Genomic DNA, 15,196 nt, shown 5'->3' with positions numbered 1-15,196 from the left:
TTTTTCCTTTCGGGCGCAAAACGGAATCCCCGGATGTGACGCGGTTGTCAAGGCGGGTTCCCTTTAGGGTGCCTTGACAAGCAAGAGGGGTGGTGTGCGGGTGGGGTGGGTCACATCCGATACACTCGACTACGCCCGAAAGGGAAGAGAGGGGGGGCTGGCTCCTGTGCGCGGGATGCAGCGGGAGCGTGCGGCGTGCTGCGGCGTAGCCGCGTCGCCGACAGCCCGCGCACCAGGGTCTTCACTTGACCCTAATAAGGATAATTCACACAACTAAAAGTTGGATGTGTTCGGGTATTTCTTCTTTGTTCAGGAACCGCGAGCTAACTTGCGCCAAAAGATATAGGCACTGGGTAGAATTACAAAGCCAATTACCAGCAAGCCTCCCCCAGTAAAACTTACAAAGGTGTTTCTATAGTAGTCTTTGGGGTGCTCTCTATACTCATTTGCTGAAAATACTACGAGTGATTGCGGATTCTCATTGAGCAGTTTTTTCTGTGTATCATATCCGATTGTTACCTGAACAATGCGATATCCAACACCTTTAATAGGAGAAGCAGGGCCCCCATAAGTAGGTTGTTCGGAATCTTTGGTTGTATCAATGTCTCTTGGTTTGCCAGAATCATACACAAGAGATATTGTGTCACCTTCATGTATCACTGGTGGCTTTTGCTCTGGTGAGAAATCATCTGGTTGTAGAAAGTAGATTGAGCCGTCAGCCATCTGTAGGTAATAAATGGGAGGACCACTACTTCCAAATGTAGATACTTCCCGTTCCTCAAGCGAAGTACGAACAACTTGTTTGTTCTCCTGCTTATAAGTCACATACCCTGACTGAGATGTAACGGTGCTCCCCACAATAAGCGAAACGAAACCTCCCAATATTAGGAATACCATGAGTATCAGTAAGAACATACGTAGATTTGAGCTCATAAATACGCCTCCAGGATTTCAGTAACTCTAAGAAGACAATTTGCTGGTAAGAAAAGGTGGTAAAGGCTTGATGTAAGATGTCTGAACACTCAAGAGGTGTTGTTTGAAGGGGGGCTTTTTAAGATTATCATCTGTTAACTCTCAGTCAGAAAATTCTTTATGTGCCGCTATAGCTGCTTTCGATAGTTCTGTGATTCTGGTCCTTCTCTACGCGTGAGATATGAGAATAGCATAACACAGAAGAGACGAACCATGTGTCTGATACATACTTCTAAAATCGATAAAAGTGTGGTGTTTCTATTTCTTAAAATGCCTATCACCAGTGATTTATAACGTGCATATAGCGTTATTTAACAGCTTGTTGCACATAAATAGAGAGCATGTTTTCCTGATAGCTGTGGTTGTGAGAGGAGTAGGGAACGATGAAACGATTGGATCGCGTATACACTCCCACGGTGGAGGAACGGGTGGACTGGCATTTGGAAGATGGAACCGATACGCTCTATGTGTGCCCTGACGCCTGGGCACTACGGCATCGTTTCATCAATCGAGAAACGGGCGAGGTGAGGCGTGCGCGGTGTGATCGCTGGACGTGCCTCTATTGTGGGCCAAGAAAGGTGGATATGTGGCGACAAGTGATAGCTGAAGCTGAACCGACTTTGCATATTGTCTTGACGAAGGCGGGTAACACGATGGAAGAGGCGGCGCGTGCGCTCACAACCTGGGTACAGGCGTTGCGTCGAGGGTCAAAGGGTCGTGGGCGTGGGCATGTGGGTGCTCGGCCTGCCTTCCATATTGAGTACCTGGGCGTCTCGGAGGAACATAAGAACTTTGAGGAAAACGGCTTCCACTGGCATCTGCTGGTCAAGGGAGCCGATTTTATTCCTCATGAGCATCTGGTAGCCTGTTGGAAGTCTGCGACAAAAGGGCGTGCCTCGGTGGTCTGGGTGAGTGCGATTAACAACACGCGTGCCATTGGTTATGTCACCAAGTATCTGACCAAGGATGTCACGCGAGAACGGAAGGGACAGAAGACGGTCGTGCGCGAGGGCCTTATCCTGCGCGTGGGTGAAGATGGGCAACTCGTCGAGGATCGTGAGCAGGTAGAGGCGCTGGTGGAAAGTAAGGCGCGTCGTATTCGCTACTCGCGTGGCTTCTTTCCTGAGACGACAAAGGCCATACGGGCGCGGTTGTTCACTCGGTCGGAGGAGAATGGGGATGCTGCGGTGGAAGAGCAGGCAGAAGGTGGAATGCTCTGGCCTGAGTTAGAGGGGAATGGCGTGGGCGGTGATGAGAATGGAGGTGTACCAGGAGAGATACAGGTGTCTGAGTGGAAGTTGGAAGAAGTTGGAGAGTTCACGAGGGAACTAGAGGTGTATCGTCAGCGTCGGCGTCGAGCCTTAGCAGAGGCGATACGTGAGCGTGATGGGAATGGGCGGTATGTGTCGAGGCGGGTACTGACGCTGTGGGAGTATCAACGCTCTCAACTGCGCTTGGCTGGTTAATCTTGTAGCGCATGCTCGTAACATATGGGTTCTAGATGGAAAAGTCACTGTTTAAACGGTGGCTTTTCTTTTGTGCTCTTTGTGAGGTTTGTGAATATGGATGTGTTAGCTGAGTTGGTAGAAAAGACGGGGCATCCTGGCACGGGTTTGGTGAAGCAGAGACCTATAGTTCCACCACCCCAGCGGTCGGGAGGGAGAGAGAGGAGAACCCGACCGCTGAATGAGGACGATACGGAGGAGTAGATGGGGATTGGGAGAGCATTTAGAATCTTTGTTCTACAAGCGGTATACTACCATAGCCTCGTTCCTCTGTCAAGCCCTTTCTTGAACACTTTTTCTTATTCCACCAGAACCTGAGTATGACCCTTGGTGAGGTACTGATGCGGTGGTTTGAAGTGGCATTGTGGCGTCGTTGGCCTTCGCTCTTTCCTGATTGCACAGCGAGAGTGTGGGCCTGGGATGCCTTCTCAGCGGTGGAATATACCATGCGTCGATATCGTTTGGCGCTGGTGGATTATGCATCGGTGTATGCAGAGGATCATGCATTGATCTATCGGGCGCATAAGATAGCGGTTCCTTTAGAAGAGGAGCTGCTTCTCACTGCCGCTGAGGAGATGGTATGTGTTGATGGCTTTGTGGTTGGCAATGTAGCGAGGTTGATGAAACGAGATGAGCGAATGGAGGAGGTCGAATGGGTGTCGGATTAACGGTCGTGATTTTCCTAGGATTGTGTGTTGCTGTGTGGTCAATGCGGCTGCGTGGGTGTGCGTATGGCTGTGCCTGGATGACGTTGGGGGCGCTGATGGTCGTGGCTGCATACCTCTTTAGCACTGGTGTCTTGCGCGTCTAGGGAGGTGGTTCTATGCGGAGAGGAACACGCGATGTCTACAAAAAGGAGAAGCCCTGCAAGGCGGGTCACGTCTTTACAGCGACGATGGTTCCTGGGTGGTTCCAGTGTACTCGTAGTGAGTGTAGTGCGGTCGCCGTGTGTCCTGGGTGTCTCGGTCATGCTTCACAGGGAAACGCGATCTACTGGTGCCAGGCGCATCGGGGTCATGCTGTGGCGTCGTCGTGAGAAGAGAGTGAGGTGAAGGTGTGGTTGGTGATGTTGTTTTCGAGGTAGGTCGTGAGGGCTTGGGAACAGGTTGGTATTGTGTGCTTTGTGCTCGTCATCTGCTTGGGGATGAGATTGTGGACGCCTATCTCATTGGCCCCTGTCGAGTGGGAAGTGTGTTTGTGCCTGAGCTGAGGAGCTGGCTGGATGTCACTGTTGTTGATGGATCTGCAAGTACGGATCTAAGCGGTCGGGGGTGCTGCCAGTGTCTCTATACGCAAGGCTGGCGGGTTGTGGATCGTGACGGCGCTCAGGTCGTTTTCTTCTAGGTCGTGTGTGTAGGTGTGAGTGAGAAAGTCACTGTTTCAACGGTGGCTTTCTCTTTTTCATAGGGAGGTGAAAACATGCTGAGAATCGTGGATTGTCGATGTCGTTGCCAGTGTCATGCATGTGATCGGCGGGAGGTGCGCTTGTTCACCTGTATCGGGTATGAGCATCGCTTCTGTTTTACCTGTGTGCATCGTCTTGATGAGCACTGGCTCTGCGTTGGATGCATGGCAAAGTGGTTAGGGGTCATGTGCAAGCTGGCGATTCCTCCCGAGGTGGAACGCTGGTTTAATGAGGTCACACGGCTGTAGTTGCTGAGCTAGTGGATGGGAGGTTCGTTGTGTCCAAACTGAAGCGAAAAGTCGCAGTTGTTGAGTCGGTGTTTTTGACAGTGAAGGATGTTGCCGACCTCTTTCAAGTGGATCGTTCGACGGTCTATAACTGGATGTATTATGCTGGGCTACCTTCAATGCGGGTTGGCCGTCGTTCTCGTCGTTTTGAGCGAAGCCAGATAGAAGCCTGGGCGAAGAGCCGGGAGGGATGAAGTAGGATATGGGAAAGCCGAAAGCTCGTGGCCATGGTGAAGGGACGATTTTTCAGCGGAGTGATGGGCGTTGGGTCGGTGCTGTCTCTCTTGGTCCTGGGCGAAAGAAAAAACAGTTTTATGGAAAGACAAAAAGAGAGGTTCAAGAGAAGGTCAAGCAGGCGTTTCGAGAATTGGAGCAAGGGGTTGCTATTGAGAAACCCCATAGGCATTAAGTTAAGAAAAGATGACAACAAAAAGCTCCTTGAAAGATGATGAAGATTGATCAAAACATCATACATCAAGCAAGGAGCTATCAGATGACCAGTGTATCACAACTTGAGCGCATATTGAAACACGTCTTGGAAGAGCGAGCCAATGCATTGGCAAAAGAAACTGGCTTCGTGAAACGAGAGCGCAAGCTCACAGGGGCCGATTTTGCCCAAATTTTGCTCTTTGGGCACTTGCACACCCCACAAGCAAGCCTGGATCAGTTGACCCAGGCAGCTCAGCTTCGTCAGGTGCAGATCAGCAGTTCGGGTCTGCATCAGCGTTGCACACAAGAGGCGGCAAGATTTTTGCAAGCGGTGCTTTCGGAATTGGTGGAACAGGTCGTGAGCGTGCAAGCGGCTCCCATTGCGCTCTTCAAGTCGTTCAAGCAGGTGATCGTTGAGGACAGTTCAACCATCATTCTGCCAGCCGCTCTCAAAGAGCTGTGGCCTGGATGTGGTGGAGGGGGTCAAGAAAGCAGTGAACGCACTCAGGCAGCGCTCAAACTACATGTGCGTTGGGATATCAAACACGGGCAACTCATGGGACCACGCTTGTCGGCAGGACGAGTACATGAATTACATGGTCCTTTGAGTCAAGAGCCGGTTCGCCCTGGCAGTTTGTACGTGGCAGACCGTGGCTACTGGAGCCTGGCTCACTTGCGTCAACTTCACGAGCAGAAGGTGCGCTTCTGCCAGCATCCAAAGGCCAACACGGTCTTTTGGGATCGAGAGGGCAAGCGGATTGAACTGGAGAGCATCTTGCCTCGCATGATTGGGCAGATCAAGGTGAAGCATGTCTACTTAGGAGCACAGAACCCCTTGCCCGTTCGCCTGCTGATGGTACGCGTTCCAGAAGAGGTGGTAGCACAACGACGCGAGCGCTTGGCGCAAGAGGCGACTGATAAAGGCCAGGCAGTGAGTCCTAAGCAATGGGAATTGGCTGCGTGGACACTCATTGTAACCAACGCTGCAGCCAAACATGTGGGACCAGCACAAGCCTTGGTGATCATGCGTGAACGCTGGGTGATCGAGCTGCTCTTCAAGCTTTGGAAAAGTCAGGGGCACATTGATGAGTGGCGATCGCAACATCCCTGGCGAGCGTTGTGTGAGCTGTATGCCAAACTGATGGCAGTTGTGGTCCAACATTGGCTCCTCTTGTTTGGGTGTTGGCAGGATCCTTGGCGCAGTTTGGTGAAAGCCTCCGCGGTGGTGCGATCTCTGGCCTTACAGGGATTGGAAGTGCTCGGTGGCTTCTGCCGTTTGCGCCTGCTGGTCGACCAACTCTCTCGAATGATGCAGTCGGGCTGTCGGGTCAATCCTCGCTCGACTGAACCCTGCTTGGCTCAGTTGCTTCTCGATGGTCTCGATTGGCTCTTAACTTAATGCCTATGGGGTTGCTATTGAGAAACCCGATCAAACGCTTGAAGCTTTTATGCGTAGTTGGTTTGAACATAAGCGTGATCTTCGTGTGAGTTCTCGTGCAAAGTACGAACAATTGATGAGAGTACATATTATTCCTGTCTTGGGTCGTCTTACATTAAAGAGCATGACACCTCAAGTCGTTCATGATTTCCTGAATGAAAAGTTAGACGATGGTCTTTCTACAAAGTCAGTGAATATGCTTCACGGGCTTCTTCATCAGGTTTTAGAGGAGGCATTAAATCTTGATCTTGTTGTGAGGAATGTGTGTGATCGGGTGAAGCCTCCGAAAATTGTCTCTAAGAAGTCGGTTGCTTTGAATGAAGAGCAATTATTGAGACTGTTGAGAACTGCTGAAGGCGAGCGTTTAGAGAAGTTTGTGATGCTGGCTATGGCAACTGGGATGCGTCGTGGTGAATTGTTGGCGCTGAAGTGGGATGATTTAAACTTAGAGAGTTGTGTGCTTCGTGTCCGTCGTACAGGGGGTTATGTCTATGGGTATGGGTATGTGGAGAACGGGCCGAAGACGGATCATGGTATTCGTGAGATTCTGCTCCCTGTTTTTATTGTGGAGATGTTGCTAGATCATCAAGAAGATCAGCGACAAGCCAGGGAAAAATATGGTCGTCGTTGGAATGAGATGGGGTATGTCTTCACAGGTATGAAAGGCGGTCGTTTAAACGCTGTACATGCTCTGAGGATGTATGATAGGCTGCTGCAAAAGGCTGGCCTCCCACATATCAGAATTCATGATCTTCGTCATAGCTATTCAACGTTGATGGCTGCAATGAAGGTAAATGCGAAAGTGGTGCAGGAGATACTTGGGCATAGTGATTATCGTTTGACGATGAACGTCTATACTCACGTTGATCTTGCGATGCAAGAGGAACCTGTACAGTTATTGGATGCGTTCTTTAGGAAAAATGACAATCCTCGTGTTGAGGATGACGGAAAAGGCTAATTGGTGTCTGGATTGGTGTTAATTCAGACGTGATAGCTAAGGGTGGTTAAATAAGGTCGCCTGCAAAGAGATTTTACAGGCGACTGTATTGGTTGAGGCTTAGGAGATCATGTCTCCGCTGCCTTTCTTTGCGTTCTAGGAACTACGTATCCGAAACCCAACCCCCGAATGGGGGGGCGCTAGTCACTCTCGTGACGCGCGCCCCCATTCGGGGGTTGGGTTTCGGAATAAGAAGGAAGCAAATTTATGATAAAAAGCCTTATCCTGATCATAACCAGGTCTTTAGCGGCTCATACGGTTGTGTTCGAGCAACCAGCGAATAAAATTAAGGCGCCGACTCTCTTCAAGCATCTCGCGGTACTCAATCTGCTCATCAACATGGTCACGCATGAAGAGGAGCTTACGGGCCTCGGCTTCACTGAAACCGGCAGACAATAGGCGCTGAATATCCGAAGCACGTGTGGTGTAGGACTGTTCTGGCATAACATGCTCCCTCAATTAATAAGAACAATGGGACAAACTACGATGGCGAACATTCCTGGATGGCATTGGCCTCTCTGTTCATATTACATTTCGTCGATCCCATCAAGAGATAGGTGGAACTTAGTGACGCTAATGGTAATAAAAAGAACGGTACAACTAGAAAATGTGTACGTATACGAGGGATACTTCATTGTACCACGATTTTGCTTTCTCGATAATAAGACGTCCACAGACCAGTATTTTAGTAATGGCAATTTTGAGATCCGGCTCTGGTATTATTTGTTCGTGGATTCTTGAGCGATTCGGAAGAGGCGGAGGGCACGTTCAGTTGCCTCCCGTGCCAACTTATAGGCATGCTGCATCGCATATTCAAGTGTCATGGGACCATCAGGGATGAGTATAAGGCCATCTATGCCAAGTTGATAAACCTCTTGATAATTTTCGCCCAGCCCCCCTGCCAGGACCAGCACTGGGAGGTGATAGCGTTTCGCCAGTTGGGCGACCGCACCTACGCTTTTTCCGTATGCTGTTTGTCCATCAAGGCGCCCTTCGGCGGAGATGACAAGGCTCGCCGAGGGAAGATGCTGCTCCAACGCTACTGCCTCCAGGACAATCTGTGCCCCCGGACGCAAGCGCGCACTTAGGAAGGCAACCAGTCCTGCGCCCATGCCGCCCGCCGCTCCTGCGCCGGGCAGATACTTCACTCCTATGCCCAGGTCGCGCTCGATGATCTCCGCGTAGTGAGCCAGGGCCTGGTCAAGCTCTTCAACCATAGCAGGACTGGCACCCTTCTGTGGGCCATAGATCGCTGAGGCCCCTTCTGGCCCACAGAGGGGATTGGTGACATCACAGGCCACATCAAAGGTACATTCCTGTAGGCGCGCATCCAGGTTCTCAATACTAATACGATGTAGCCGCCGAAGTGCAGCCCCTCCATAAGGAAGCTCTTGTCCTTGCCTATCCAGCAAGTGCACGCCCAGGGCCTGAAGCATGCCCGCACCTCCATCGTTGGTGGCGCTTCCCCCCAGACCAATAATAAAATGGCGGCAACCTGCATCGAGGGCCGCACGAACCAGCTCTCCCACGCCATAGGTCGTCGTGATGCGTGGATCGCGTGCCTCCGCCGCAACCAGGGGCAGGCCCGCGCTGGCAGCCATCTCTATTACCGCGGTCTCCCCATCGCCCAGTAACGCGTAAAAGGCCTTGACCGGAGCACCCAGCGGGCCAGTCACAGTGTGCTCTATGATGCGACCACCTGTTGCATCGACTAGCGCCTGGGTTGTGCCCTCGCCACCGTCCGCGATGGGAATAATCTCGATCCTGGCCTGGGGATAGATGGCTCTCGCGCCTTCTGCAATGGCTTGCCCGGCCTCAATAGCGCTCAGGCTCCCTTTAAGGGACTGTGGTGCGATTACAATATACATTATTTTCTTCCTCCTCTGGCGCCTATCTCGGCTCGTTGCGTGAGGCCTGGGGAATGTGTTCCCAGAATTTGCATGCACTATGTCTCTGCACTATACTACGAGGTGGTGCAGATACGTCGTTCTGTTGCCAGATGTTAGCTTTCTGGAGATTTCTCACAATGGTGCAAGCATGGTCCTGGAACATTCCTGCTCTCTGTATTCTGTTTCTTCTCACGGTATTCTATGTTGTAGGCGTGGTACGTCTACGACGTATACATACATCTGAAGCGCACGCATTTCCGGTGAAGGCGCGCCATATCATCTTTTTTGTGCTGGCGCTGGCCTGTTCAATCGGAGCGTTCTTTTCGCCCATAGATGCTATCGCACGCACGCAGCTCTTCTCGGTGCATATGACCCAGGTGGTGATTTTGATCACGCTCTGCGCGCCGCTTTTTATGGCGGCCTGCCCCGATGAGATGTTGCGTCTCCTGTTCGCATTGCCTCCTATGCGCGTGCTGGGGCGGGTTCTCTTGCGCCCGCTAACGGCTTCGATTCTCTTCAATCTGATCTTCTTATTATGGCATACGCCGCTCTTATATAGCAGGAGCGTGACCAGTGCTGGGGTTTATCATGGCTGGTTGACCCTGGTTTTTGTGGCCTCGTTCTTAAACTGGTGGCCCCTCATTGGTCCCATGGTGGGCCAGCGTGCTTTAAGCCTGCCTATGCAGATGTTGTACGTCTTCCTGGATGGGCAGCCAGTAGATATCCTGGCCTTTCTCCTGGTGGTGACCGAGGTCCCAATCTACTCTCACTATATCATTCCCTATCAGCTTGGACTCTCGCCCTTTTCGGACCAGGCCGTAGGCGGTTCAATCCTGCTCATTCCAGGCATTGTCGACTTAATTGTGATGTCGCCACTCTTTATCCGCTGGCTCAAGACGATCGAGCAGCGAACGCGCGAACGGGATCTGCAACGCCAGGCCGAAGAAGAAGAGTATGAATACGTGGAGGAGTGGGAGGAGGAGGACGAGGATGAAGCTGGAGACGTGGCGCATAGCCCATCACCACGCCTGGCAGAGTAAGCAGACTGGCTCAACGATTGTGCTTGCAACATGTCTATCCCTATCCGCGTATGTATGGAGGACACGGGAGATTCCTTTGAGGGCATGCGTGTGTCCCCATATTTCCACGGAGGGTTTACATGTACCAGGACCCAGCCGGCCAGTCATCGGCGCAAGACATAAACATTCACCGAAACCGCCGCAGGATGCCCCTGCCCTTTCAGGCATGGGGAGGAATGCGGCGTTCCTTTGTCGGTGGCTTGGGTGAGAGACACCGTAGACATTCTTTCATCTGCTCCTTTTCTATTGACAGGTAGATGAAAACCATGATATACTCCAAAGTATGAAAACGGTGTTAACAGCGAAACTCAAATTGAATACAACACCCGAGCAATTCAAGGCATTACGTGAGACACAACTGGCATATCGTGATGCTCTCAATTATGTCAGTACATATGCCTTTGAGAATGGCAAGATGAGTAATGCTGTTCGTCTGCAAGATGGCACGTATGATGAGATTCGCCTCCGTTTTCACCTTCCCTCACAAATGGCCTGTTCTGTTCCTCGCCAAGTTGGTGCCTCGTATAAAGCCCTCTGGACAAAGGTCAAGAACAATGCTGCTCATCGTAAGGCAAAGACGACCAAAAAGCGGTACAAAGGGCTTGATAAGGCTCCTACGTTTCTCTCTCCCACGCTGACCTACCAGTATAAGAAGGACTACACGTTCAAGAAAGAACAGCAGGTGAGTCTCCTCACGCTTGAGGGACGGGTCAAGGTTCCCTATACTGGCTATGATAAGCACGTGGCATTGATCCAGCGTGGTACGGAGATTGGTGCATCGAAACTTTGGTATGACAAGCCCAAGAAGCAGTTTTACCTGCTCGTCACCCTGGAAGTGGAGACGGCTGATCCTACCCCAGAAACGCACAAGCAGGTCGTTGGCGTGGATGTGGGGATGCGATACCTTGCCGTCACGGCGACGATGCAAGGCGATTGCACCTTCCATGCTGACATCTCTACTATTACCAAGTCTCACCACTACGCACGACTGAGAAAGCGTCTGCAAAAGAAAGGCACTCGTTCCGCGACGAGAAGGCTCGTCGCCATCAGTGGACGAGAGAGACGGTTGAAAGCAAACGCCAATCATGTCGTGAGTAAACGGATTGTTACCCAATATTCTCAAAGCTTGATTGGACTGGAGCATCTGACAGACATTCGAGAGCGGACCAAACGACGGAAAGGCAAAAAAGCCAGTGCAAAACAGCGAAAAGCCAATCGTACCTTCTCCAAATGGGCTTTTGGTGAGTTGCACAGTATGATCGCTTATAAAGCGCTCTTGCATCAAAGTATGGCAATCAAGGTCGATGCCAACTATACCTCGCAGTCTTGCCCCAAATGTGGGCACACCTGCAAAGAGAATCGCCCTCACAAGGGCTTGCTCTTTGTCTGTCAGAATTGTCAGTACACGCTCCATGCCGATCTGGTTGGCGCGAGGAATATTGCGATGCGAACGCTTCTTATCCGGCAAGACTGGAGAGGAACGGGCCTCTTGTCAGTACGCCCTGATGTGTCGGACGATGAAGCCAAAGCAGCACGCCTGAAAAGGTATGCTGAGTTGCGGTGGAGTTCAGACACAACTCCAAGCCCTCGGCTTTAGCCGTAGGGTACTGACTATAGCTTCTGTTATGAGACAGAAGGTAAAGAGTGGACGCATTCTCACGGCACTGTAGACGCTGCTGGTTTAGACATGATTGTTTTGGAGATGTTACGGGAACATCTGCGCAGTCCGGAGGCTGAAAAAGCCCATCAAGGCTTTATAAAGAGTAAGCCTGAGACTTTTGAGAAAGCCAGAGAAGAATTGAGGCTGGTTGAGCAGGATATAGAGACCGCAAAGGCCAATATGGGAAGGATTAAGGTACAAGTTGTATCGGGGAAATTAACTGATCCTGATTTGGTTCTGGCCGCTAACGAGAGCTACGAAGCAGTCAAAGAAGAATTGAAACGGCTTGAAAGCCAAAGAAAAGCCCTGGAGCAAGTGAATCAGGCGAGTGAGATACGTGAAGTCATCAAGGATATTGAGCGAGATATAGAGGCTACAAAGGCGAATATGGTGAGGATTAAAGCGCAGGTTGAATCAGGGAAATTAACTGATCCAGATTTAGCTCAGGCTGCAAATGAGAGATATAGAGCAGCCAAAGAGGAATTGAGACGGCTTGAAGAACGGAAGGTGGTAACTGAGCAAATAGTCCAGGAAGACAATGAGCGGCAAACATATAGAAAACTGATGCGCCGATCAGGCGCTGACCTGGACAAAGTCATTTCCCCCAAAGAACATTCCCGGCTTGTTTACCTGTTTATCGAATCCGTCATTTTGAACAGGATTTCTCCTAGTTTCTGTACTGTCAGGGTTGAATGGAAAGACCCAACGTGGGAAGCCTACGAAGAGATATTCTTCAAAGGTTCTTCAGCCTGGATGAAATGGCAAGATGAGGAGGTTGCCATTTTGGAAGAGCATTACCCTACAGCAAACTGGGAAAAGCTAGCGGAACTATTGCCTCTAAGAAGTCGCCGTGCAATGTATGGATACTATGACAATCAGGGAAAAGAAAACCCAAGACACGCTAATGGTCTTGCTAGTGGTCTATCTGACTTGAAAGGGCAGATACCTCACGACATTTGTCTGGCTGATTGGGAAATTGTGCAGGCAAATGGTATCTCAGCAGAGGTGTTTAGACAGTTTAATCACGCTAAATTAATATCTCGTTGAAGACCTCAAACGAGAGACCCTCAGAGAAGAAATACTCTGAGGGTCTCTCGTTTATATATATCATTTAGCGCGCAAAATGGCGTAGGTATTTGACCAGTCCCGGCTTGATGCTCTTGAGGAGCGTGATGTCTTGCTGATTGAGCGGCTTGAGGAGCCGTAGGATACCGATACAGCAGGCGAGGAAGAGCACACCCGAGATTCCCAGCGAGCCGAGCAGGACCAGGCGGTTACCGGGCTGCCAGAAGAGGGTGAGCCAGAGCGTGCTGGGAATGGCAGCCAGGACCAGCGAGGCCAGGAAGCGTAGCGTGAAGGCCAGGGGATACTTGCGTGGCAGTTCTTTGCGCAGAAAGAAGAGCATCAATAGACCTGTGGCGAGGCGTCCCACGCCATCGGCGATCAGCGCGCCAGCGGCTCCCATATGCAGGAGTCCGATAAGAACCGTGCCCACCACAATGACGATGCCTAGCCCTATCCACTGGCTGAGAACGGCCAGGGGGGCCTTTCCGACGACGTAGAGTGTGGGCTGGTGAATATACGTGCCCAGGACACGCATGAGCAGGTTGAAGAAGACAAAGATGCCGAGGAGCAGCCCCACATCACTATAGCGATGGGAGTAGAGCGCGGTGGCCAGGTTATTGGCGCTAAAGAGACAGAAGATGAGTCCTGGAGCGGCCAGGAGAGTCTCAATTTTAATCAAGGCCTGCCAGGAGAGGGAGAGGCGTTCGTGGTTCTTGCCGATGAAGGCCGCCGCCAGGGCTGAGCCTGCGACACCACCAAAACCGGCCACCAGCAAGAGGTTTGCGGCATCCGCAAGCTGGAAGGCCAGGTTAAAGTAGCCAATTTCGATTAACCCAACCGCGAAAATTTTCAGCAGATTGATGGAGACCTGCTTGAGAAGCGCGCCCGAAACCAGGTTAGTCAGCCAGGCATTCATCCCAAGGGTGAACAGGGGGCGCAGCGGTTGTTTATAAATGCTTTTAATGCTGTCAGTAGCGCCTCGCTGGAAGAGGAAGGGCGTCAACCAGATAAGATAGCCTACCATCTGGAGCAGCGAGACGATGCCCAGCATCCATAACACGCCATTGACTCCCCAGCCTAGTTGGAGCAGGATATAGCCAAAAATCAGCAGTGCGACCTGGACCAGGCTGCCAAGGATAAAGACAATACGCATGCGCATCAGGCCAGTACAGAGCGCCGTTAACAGGCTGGCGACGCTGCTACCAAAAATATAGATGGTCAAAGGAGCCAGGTTGGTGCGCAAATAGGGGTCGCGCAGGGCCGTGACTGTCCCCTGGCTGCCTGGAATGTGCAATTGATCGATGAACGCTGCCAGAACGGGCAGGCTGTAGAGCAAGAGCGCGCTCACCACAACCAGCACCAGGATACGCAGACCCACAAGACTGCGAATAAGCCAGCCAGCCGAAGCACGTCCATGCTCAGCAAAGACGCGAGGGATATAGGTATAGGTCGCATCCTCAAAGCCAAAAGCCACTATATACAAAATCGTGTTATAGGCCGTGGTAACATCCGCATAAATACCATACTGCTCTTTGGGAAGTTTACTCGTCAAAATAATAGTCAAGAGGAACCACGAAATATAGACCCATAAGCCATAAGCCTGGTTTAAGAGATAACTATTGGGTGTGCGTTGTAGCAAGCCCCTGGCCTCTGCCTCAGTTTGCGCCTGGTGGACGGATGCCAATGGCTGCTCATGTATGGGCGCCTGATCTATCTGAAGTTCTGCTTGTTCCTCCCGCTGATGAAATTCCTTTTTCGCTTCCTGTTCAGAGTGTGTTGCTATGTAGTTTTTTTCTTCCATTGATGCCAATAGCTCATGCTGCGATAAGGCGTTTAGACGTATGAGTCGTAAACGTTTGAACGTCGTCTTGTGCATGATCTATTTTATCTCAATTTAAAGATTTGTCTTGCTAACCAGCCCATACTTCCCAGTGCCGCAAAGAGTTCCAGCACGCTGACATTCTCAGTTACATGGTCGGTTGAGACAAGATAGAAGATTCCTACTTTTGAGGTCGCGGCAATCAGAAAAAGCCCCAGGCCGATCCAGGCGGGCAGGGTCGCGAAAAGCAAGGCCTTTTGCCAGTTGCGGCAGAGAAAACCAATGATCGCGGGAAGGAGATACAGGAGGGCTGTAATCAGAGGCGCGATGGAGGCAGGAAATGGACCATTGAGTGCCGCCCCACTCGATTGGGGGAGCAGGCGTGTCCATAACTGCGCCGGAATAAGCGCCAGCGTCACAATAATAGTTTCAAGGAGCACACAGGCAATAATGGCTGTGTCTATATATTTTTCTTTACTGATCTTTTGCGCTGCCCTTTTCTCTGGCGCCCTGGTACTGGTGCTAAGCATAAAAGGATCCCTTTCACAGGTGTATTCTGTAATCCGATGTGTGCATCTTTGGCATGGCTTCTCGCGCCTGTGGCGCTCGCCTGGGTAGTGGGTGTGGGGCGTGCTGGTGGCCTGCTGCCAC

At 51.2% G+C, this 15,196-nt stretch carries 16 protein-coding genes; 11 read left to right on the top strand and 5 right to left on the bottom strand.

Annotation, left to right across the window (positions count from 1 at the left end; translation table 11 throughout):
* Positions 1-309 precede the first annotated feature (309 nt).
* Positions 310-933, bottom strand: a complete 624-nt coding sequence (locus KRAC_RS07915; RefSeq protein WP_007905887.1) for a hypothetical protein — start codon at positions 931-933, stop codon at positions 310-312.
* Positions 934-1,355: 422 nt separating this feature from the next.
* Between KRAC_RS07915 and KRAC_RS07910 the strand changes: the two genes are divergently transcribed.
* From KRAC_RS07910 to KRAC_RS07885, 8 genes are all read left to right on the top strand, one after another.
* Positions 1,356-2,438: a rolling circle replication-associated protein gene (locus KRAC_RS07910; RefSeq protein ID WP_007905886.1), complete on the top strand. Its 1,083-nt coding sequence runs from the start codon at positions 1,356-1,358 to the stop codon at positions 2,436-2,438.
* Between the two features lie 380 nt (positions 2,439-2,818).
* Complete coding sequence (locus KRAC_RS70935) at positions 2,819-3,145, top strand: hypothetical protein (RefSeq protein ID WP_007905885.1); 327 nt, start codon at positions 2,819-2,821, stop codon at positions 3,143-3,145.
* Positions 3,146-3,300: 155 nt separating this feature from the next.
* Positions 3,301-3,513, top strand: coding sequence for a hypothetical protein (locus KRAC_RS65510; protein WP_007905878.1), 213 nt, complete (start codon positions 3,301-3,303; stop codon positions 3,511-3,513).
* 20 nt (positions 3,514-3,533) lie between these two features.
* Positions 3,534-3,821: a hypothetical protein gene (locus KRAC_RS07900; RefSeq protein WP_007905877.1), complete on the top strand. Its 288-nt coding sequence runs from the start codon at positions 3,534-3,536 to the stop codon at positions 3,819-3,821.
* A 75-nt stretch (positions 3,822-3,896) separates the two neighbouring features.
* Positions 3,897-4,130 carry a hypothetical protein gene (locus tag KRAC_RS70930; RefSeq protein ID WP_007905874.1) on the top strand — a complete coding sequence of 78 codons (234 nt, stop codon included), beginning with the start codon at positions 3,897-3,899 and terminating at the stop codon, positions 4,128-4,130.
* Between the two features lie 29 nt (positions 4,131-4,159).
* Positions 4,160-4,363, top strand: a complete 204-nt coding sequence (locus KRAC_RS65505) for a helix-turn-helix domain-containing protein (RefSeq protein WP_007905873.1) — start codon at positions 4,160-4,162, stop codon at positions 4,361-4,363.
* A 299-nt stretch (positions 4,364-4,662) separates the two neighbouring features.
* Positions 4,663-5,997 (top strand): IS4 family transposase, encoded by a 1,335-nt coding sequence (locus KRAC_RS07890; protein WP_007905872.1) that lies wholly within the window; start codon positions 4,663-4,665, stop codon positions 5,995-5,997.
* A gap of 16 nt (positions 5,998-6,013) precedes the next feature.
* Entirely contained in the window at positions 6,014-6,994 is a 981-nt protein-coding gene (locus tag KRAC_RS07885; RefSeq protein WP_274532113.1) for a tyrosine-type recombinase/integrase, read from the top strand.
* A 282-nt stretch (positions 6,995-7,276) separates the two neighbouring features.
* Here the strand turns inward: KRAC_RS07885 and KRAC_RS70925 are convergent, their stop codons facing one another.
* A complete protein-coding gene (locus tag KRAC_RS70925) occupies positions 7,277-7,477 on the bottom strand; it encodes a hypothetical protein (RefSeq protein WP_007905871.1) in 201 nt (66 codons plus the stop codon).
* 275 nt (positions 7,478-7,752) lie between these two features.
* Positions 7,753-8,901, bottom strand: coding sequence for a glycerate kinase (locus tag KRAC_RS07875; RefSeq protein WP_007905869.1), 1,149 nt, complete (start codon positions 8,899-8,901; stop codon positions 7,753-7,755).
* 158 nt (positions 8,902-9,059) lie between these two features.
* Between KRAC_RS07875 and KRAC_RS07870 the strand changes: the two genes are divergently transcribed.
* The 3 genes from KRAC_RS07870 to KRAC_RS07860 all read left to right on the top strand — a co-directional run bounded on the left by KRAC_RS07870 (position 9,060) and on the right by KRAC_RS07860 (position 12,708).
* On the top strand, positions 9,060-9,962 hold the full coding sequence (locus KRAC_RS07870; RefSeq protein WP_007905868.1) for a cytochrome c oxidase assembly protein: 903 nt from the start codon (positions 9,060-9,062) through the stop codon (positions 9,960-9,962).
* 322 nt (positions 9,963-10,284) lie between these two features.
* The gene (locus KRAC_RS07865; protein WP_007905866.1) at positions 10,285-11,598 is read left to right on the top strand and encodes an RNA-guided endonuclease InsQ/TnpB family protein; all 1,314 of its coding nucleotides are present in this window, start codon (positions 10,285-10,287) and stop codon (positions 11,596-11,598) included.
* Positions 11,599-11,688: 90 nt separating this feature from the next.
* Positions 11,689-12,708, top strand: a complete 1,020-nt coding sequence (locus tag KRAC_RS07860) for a hypothetical protein (RefSeq protein WP_007905865.1) — start codon at positions 11,689-11,691, stop codon at positions 12,706-12,708.
* Positions 12,709-12,772: 64 nt separating this feature from the next.
* Here KRAC_RS07860 and KRAC_RS07855 read toward each other — a convergent pair whose 3' ends face one another.
* Positions 12,773-14,527, bottom strand: a complete 1,755-nt coding sequence (locus KRAC_RS07855) for an oligosaccharide flippase family protein (RefSeq protein ID WP_040442114.1) — start codon at positions 14,525-14,527, stop codon at positions 12,773-12,775.
* 83 nt (positions 14,528-14,610) lie between these two features.
* The gene (locus KRAC_RS07850; RefSeq protein WP_007905863.1) at positions 14,611-15,075 is read right to left on the bottom strand and encodes a hypothetical protein; all 465 of its coding nucleotides are present in this window, start codon (positions 15,073-15,075) and stop codon (positions 14,611-14,613) included.
* Positions 15,076-15,196 lie beyond the last annotated feature (121 nt).

The sequence above is a fragment of the Ktedonobacter racemifer DSM 44963 genome, assembly GCF_000178855.1.
GTDB classification, from domain to species: domain Bacteria; phylum Chloroflexota; class Ktedonobacteria; order Ktedonobacterales; family Ktedonobacteraceae; genus Ktedonobacter; species Ktedonobacter racemifer.
This window is presented reverse-complemented; position numbering and strand designations above follow the sequence as displayed.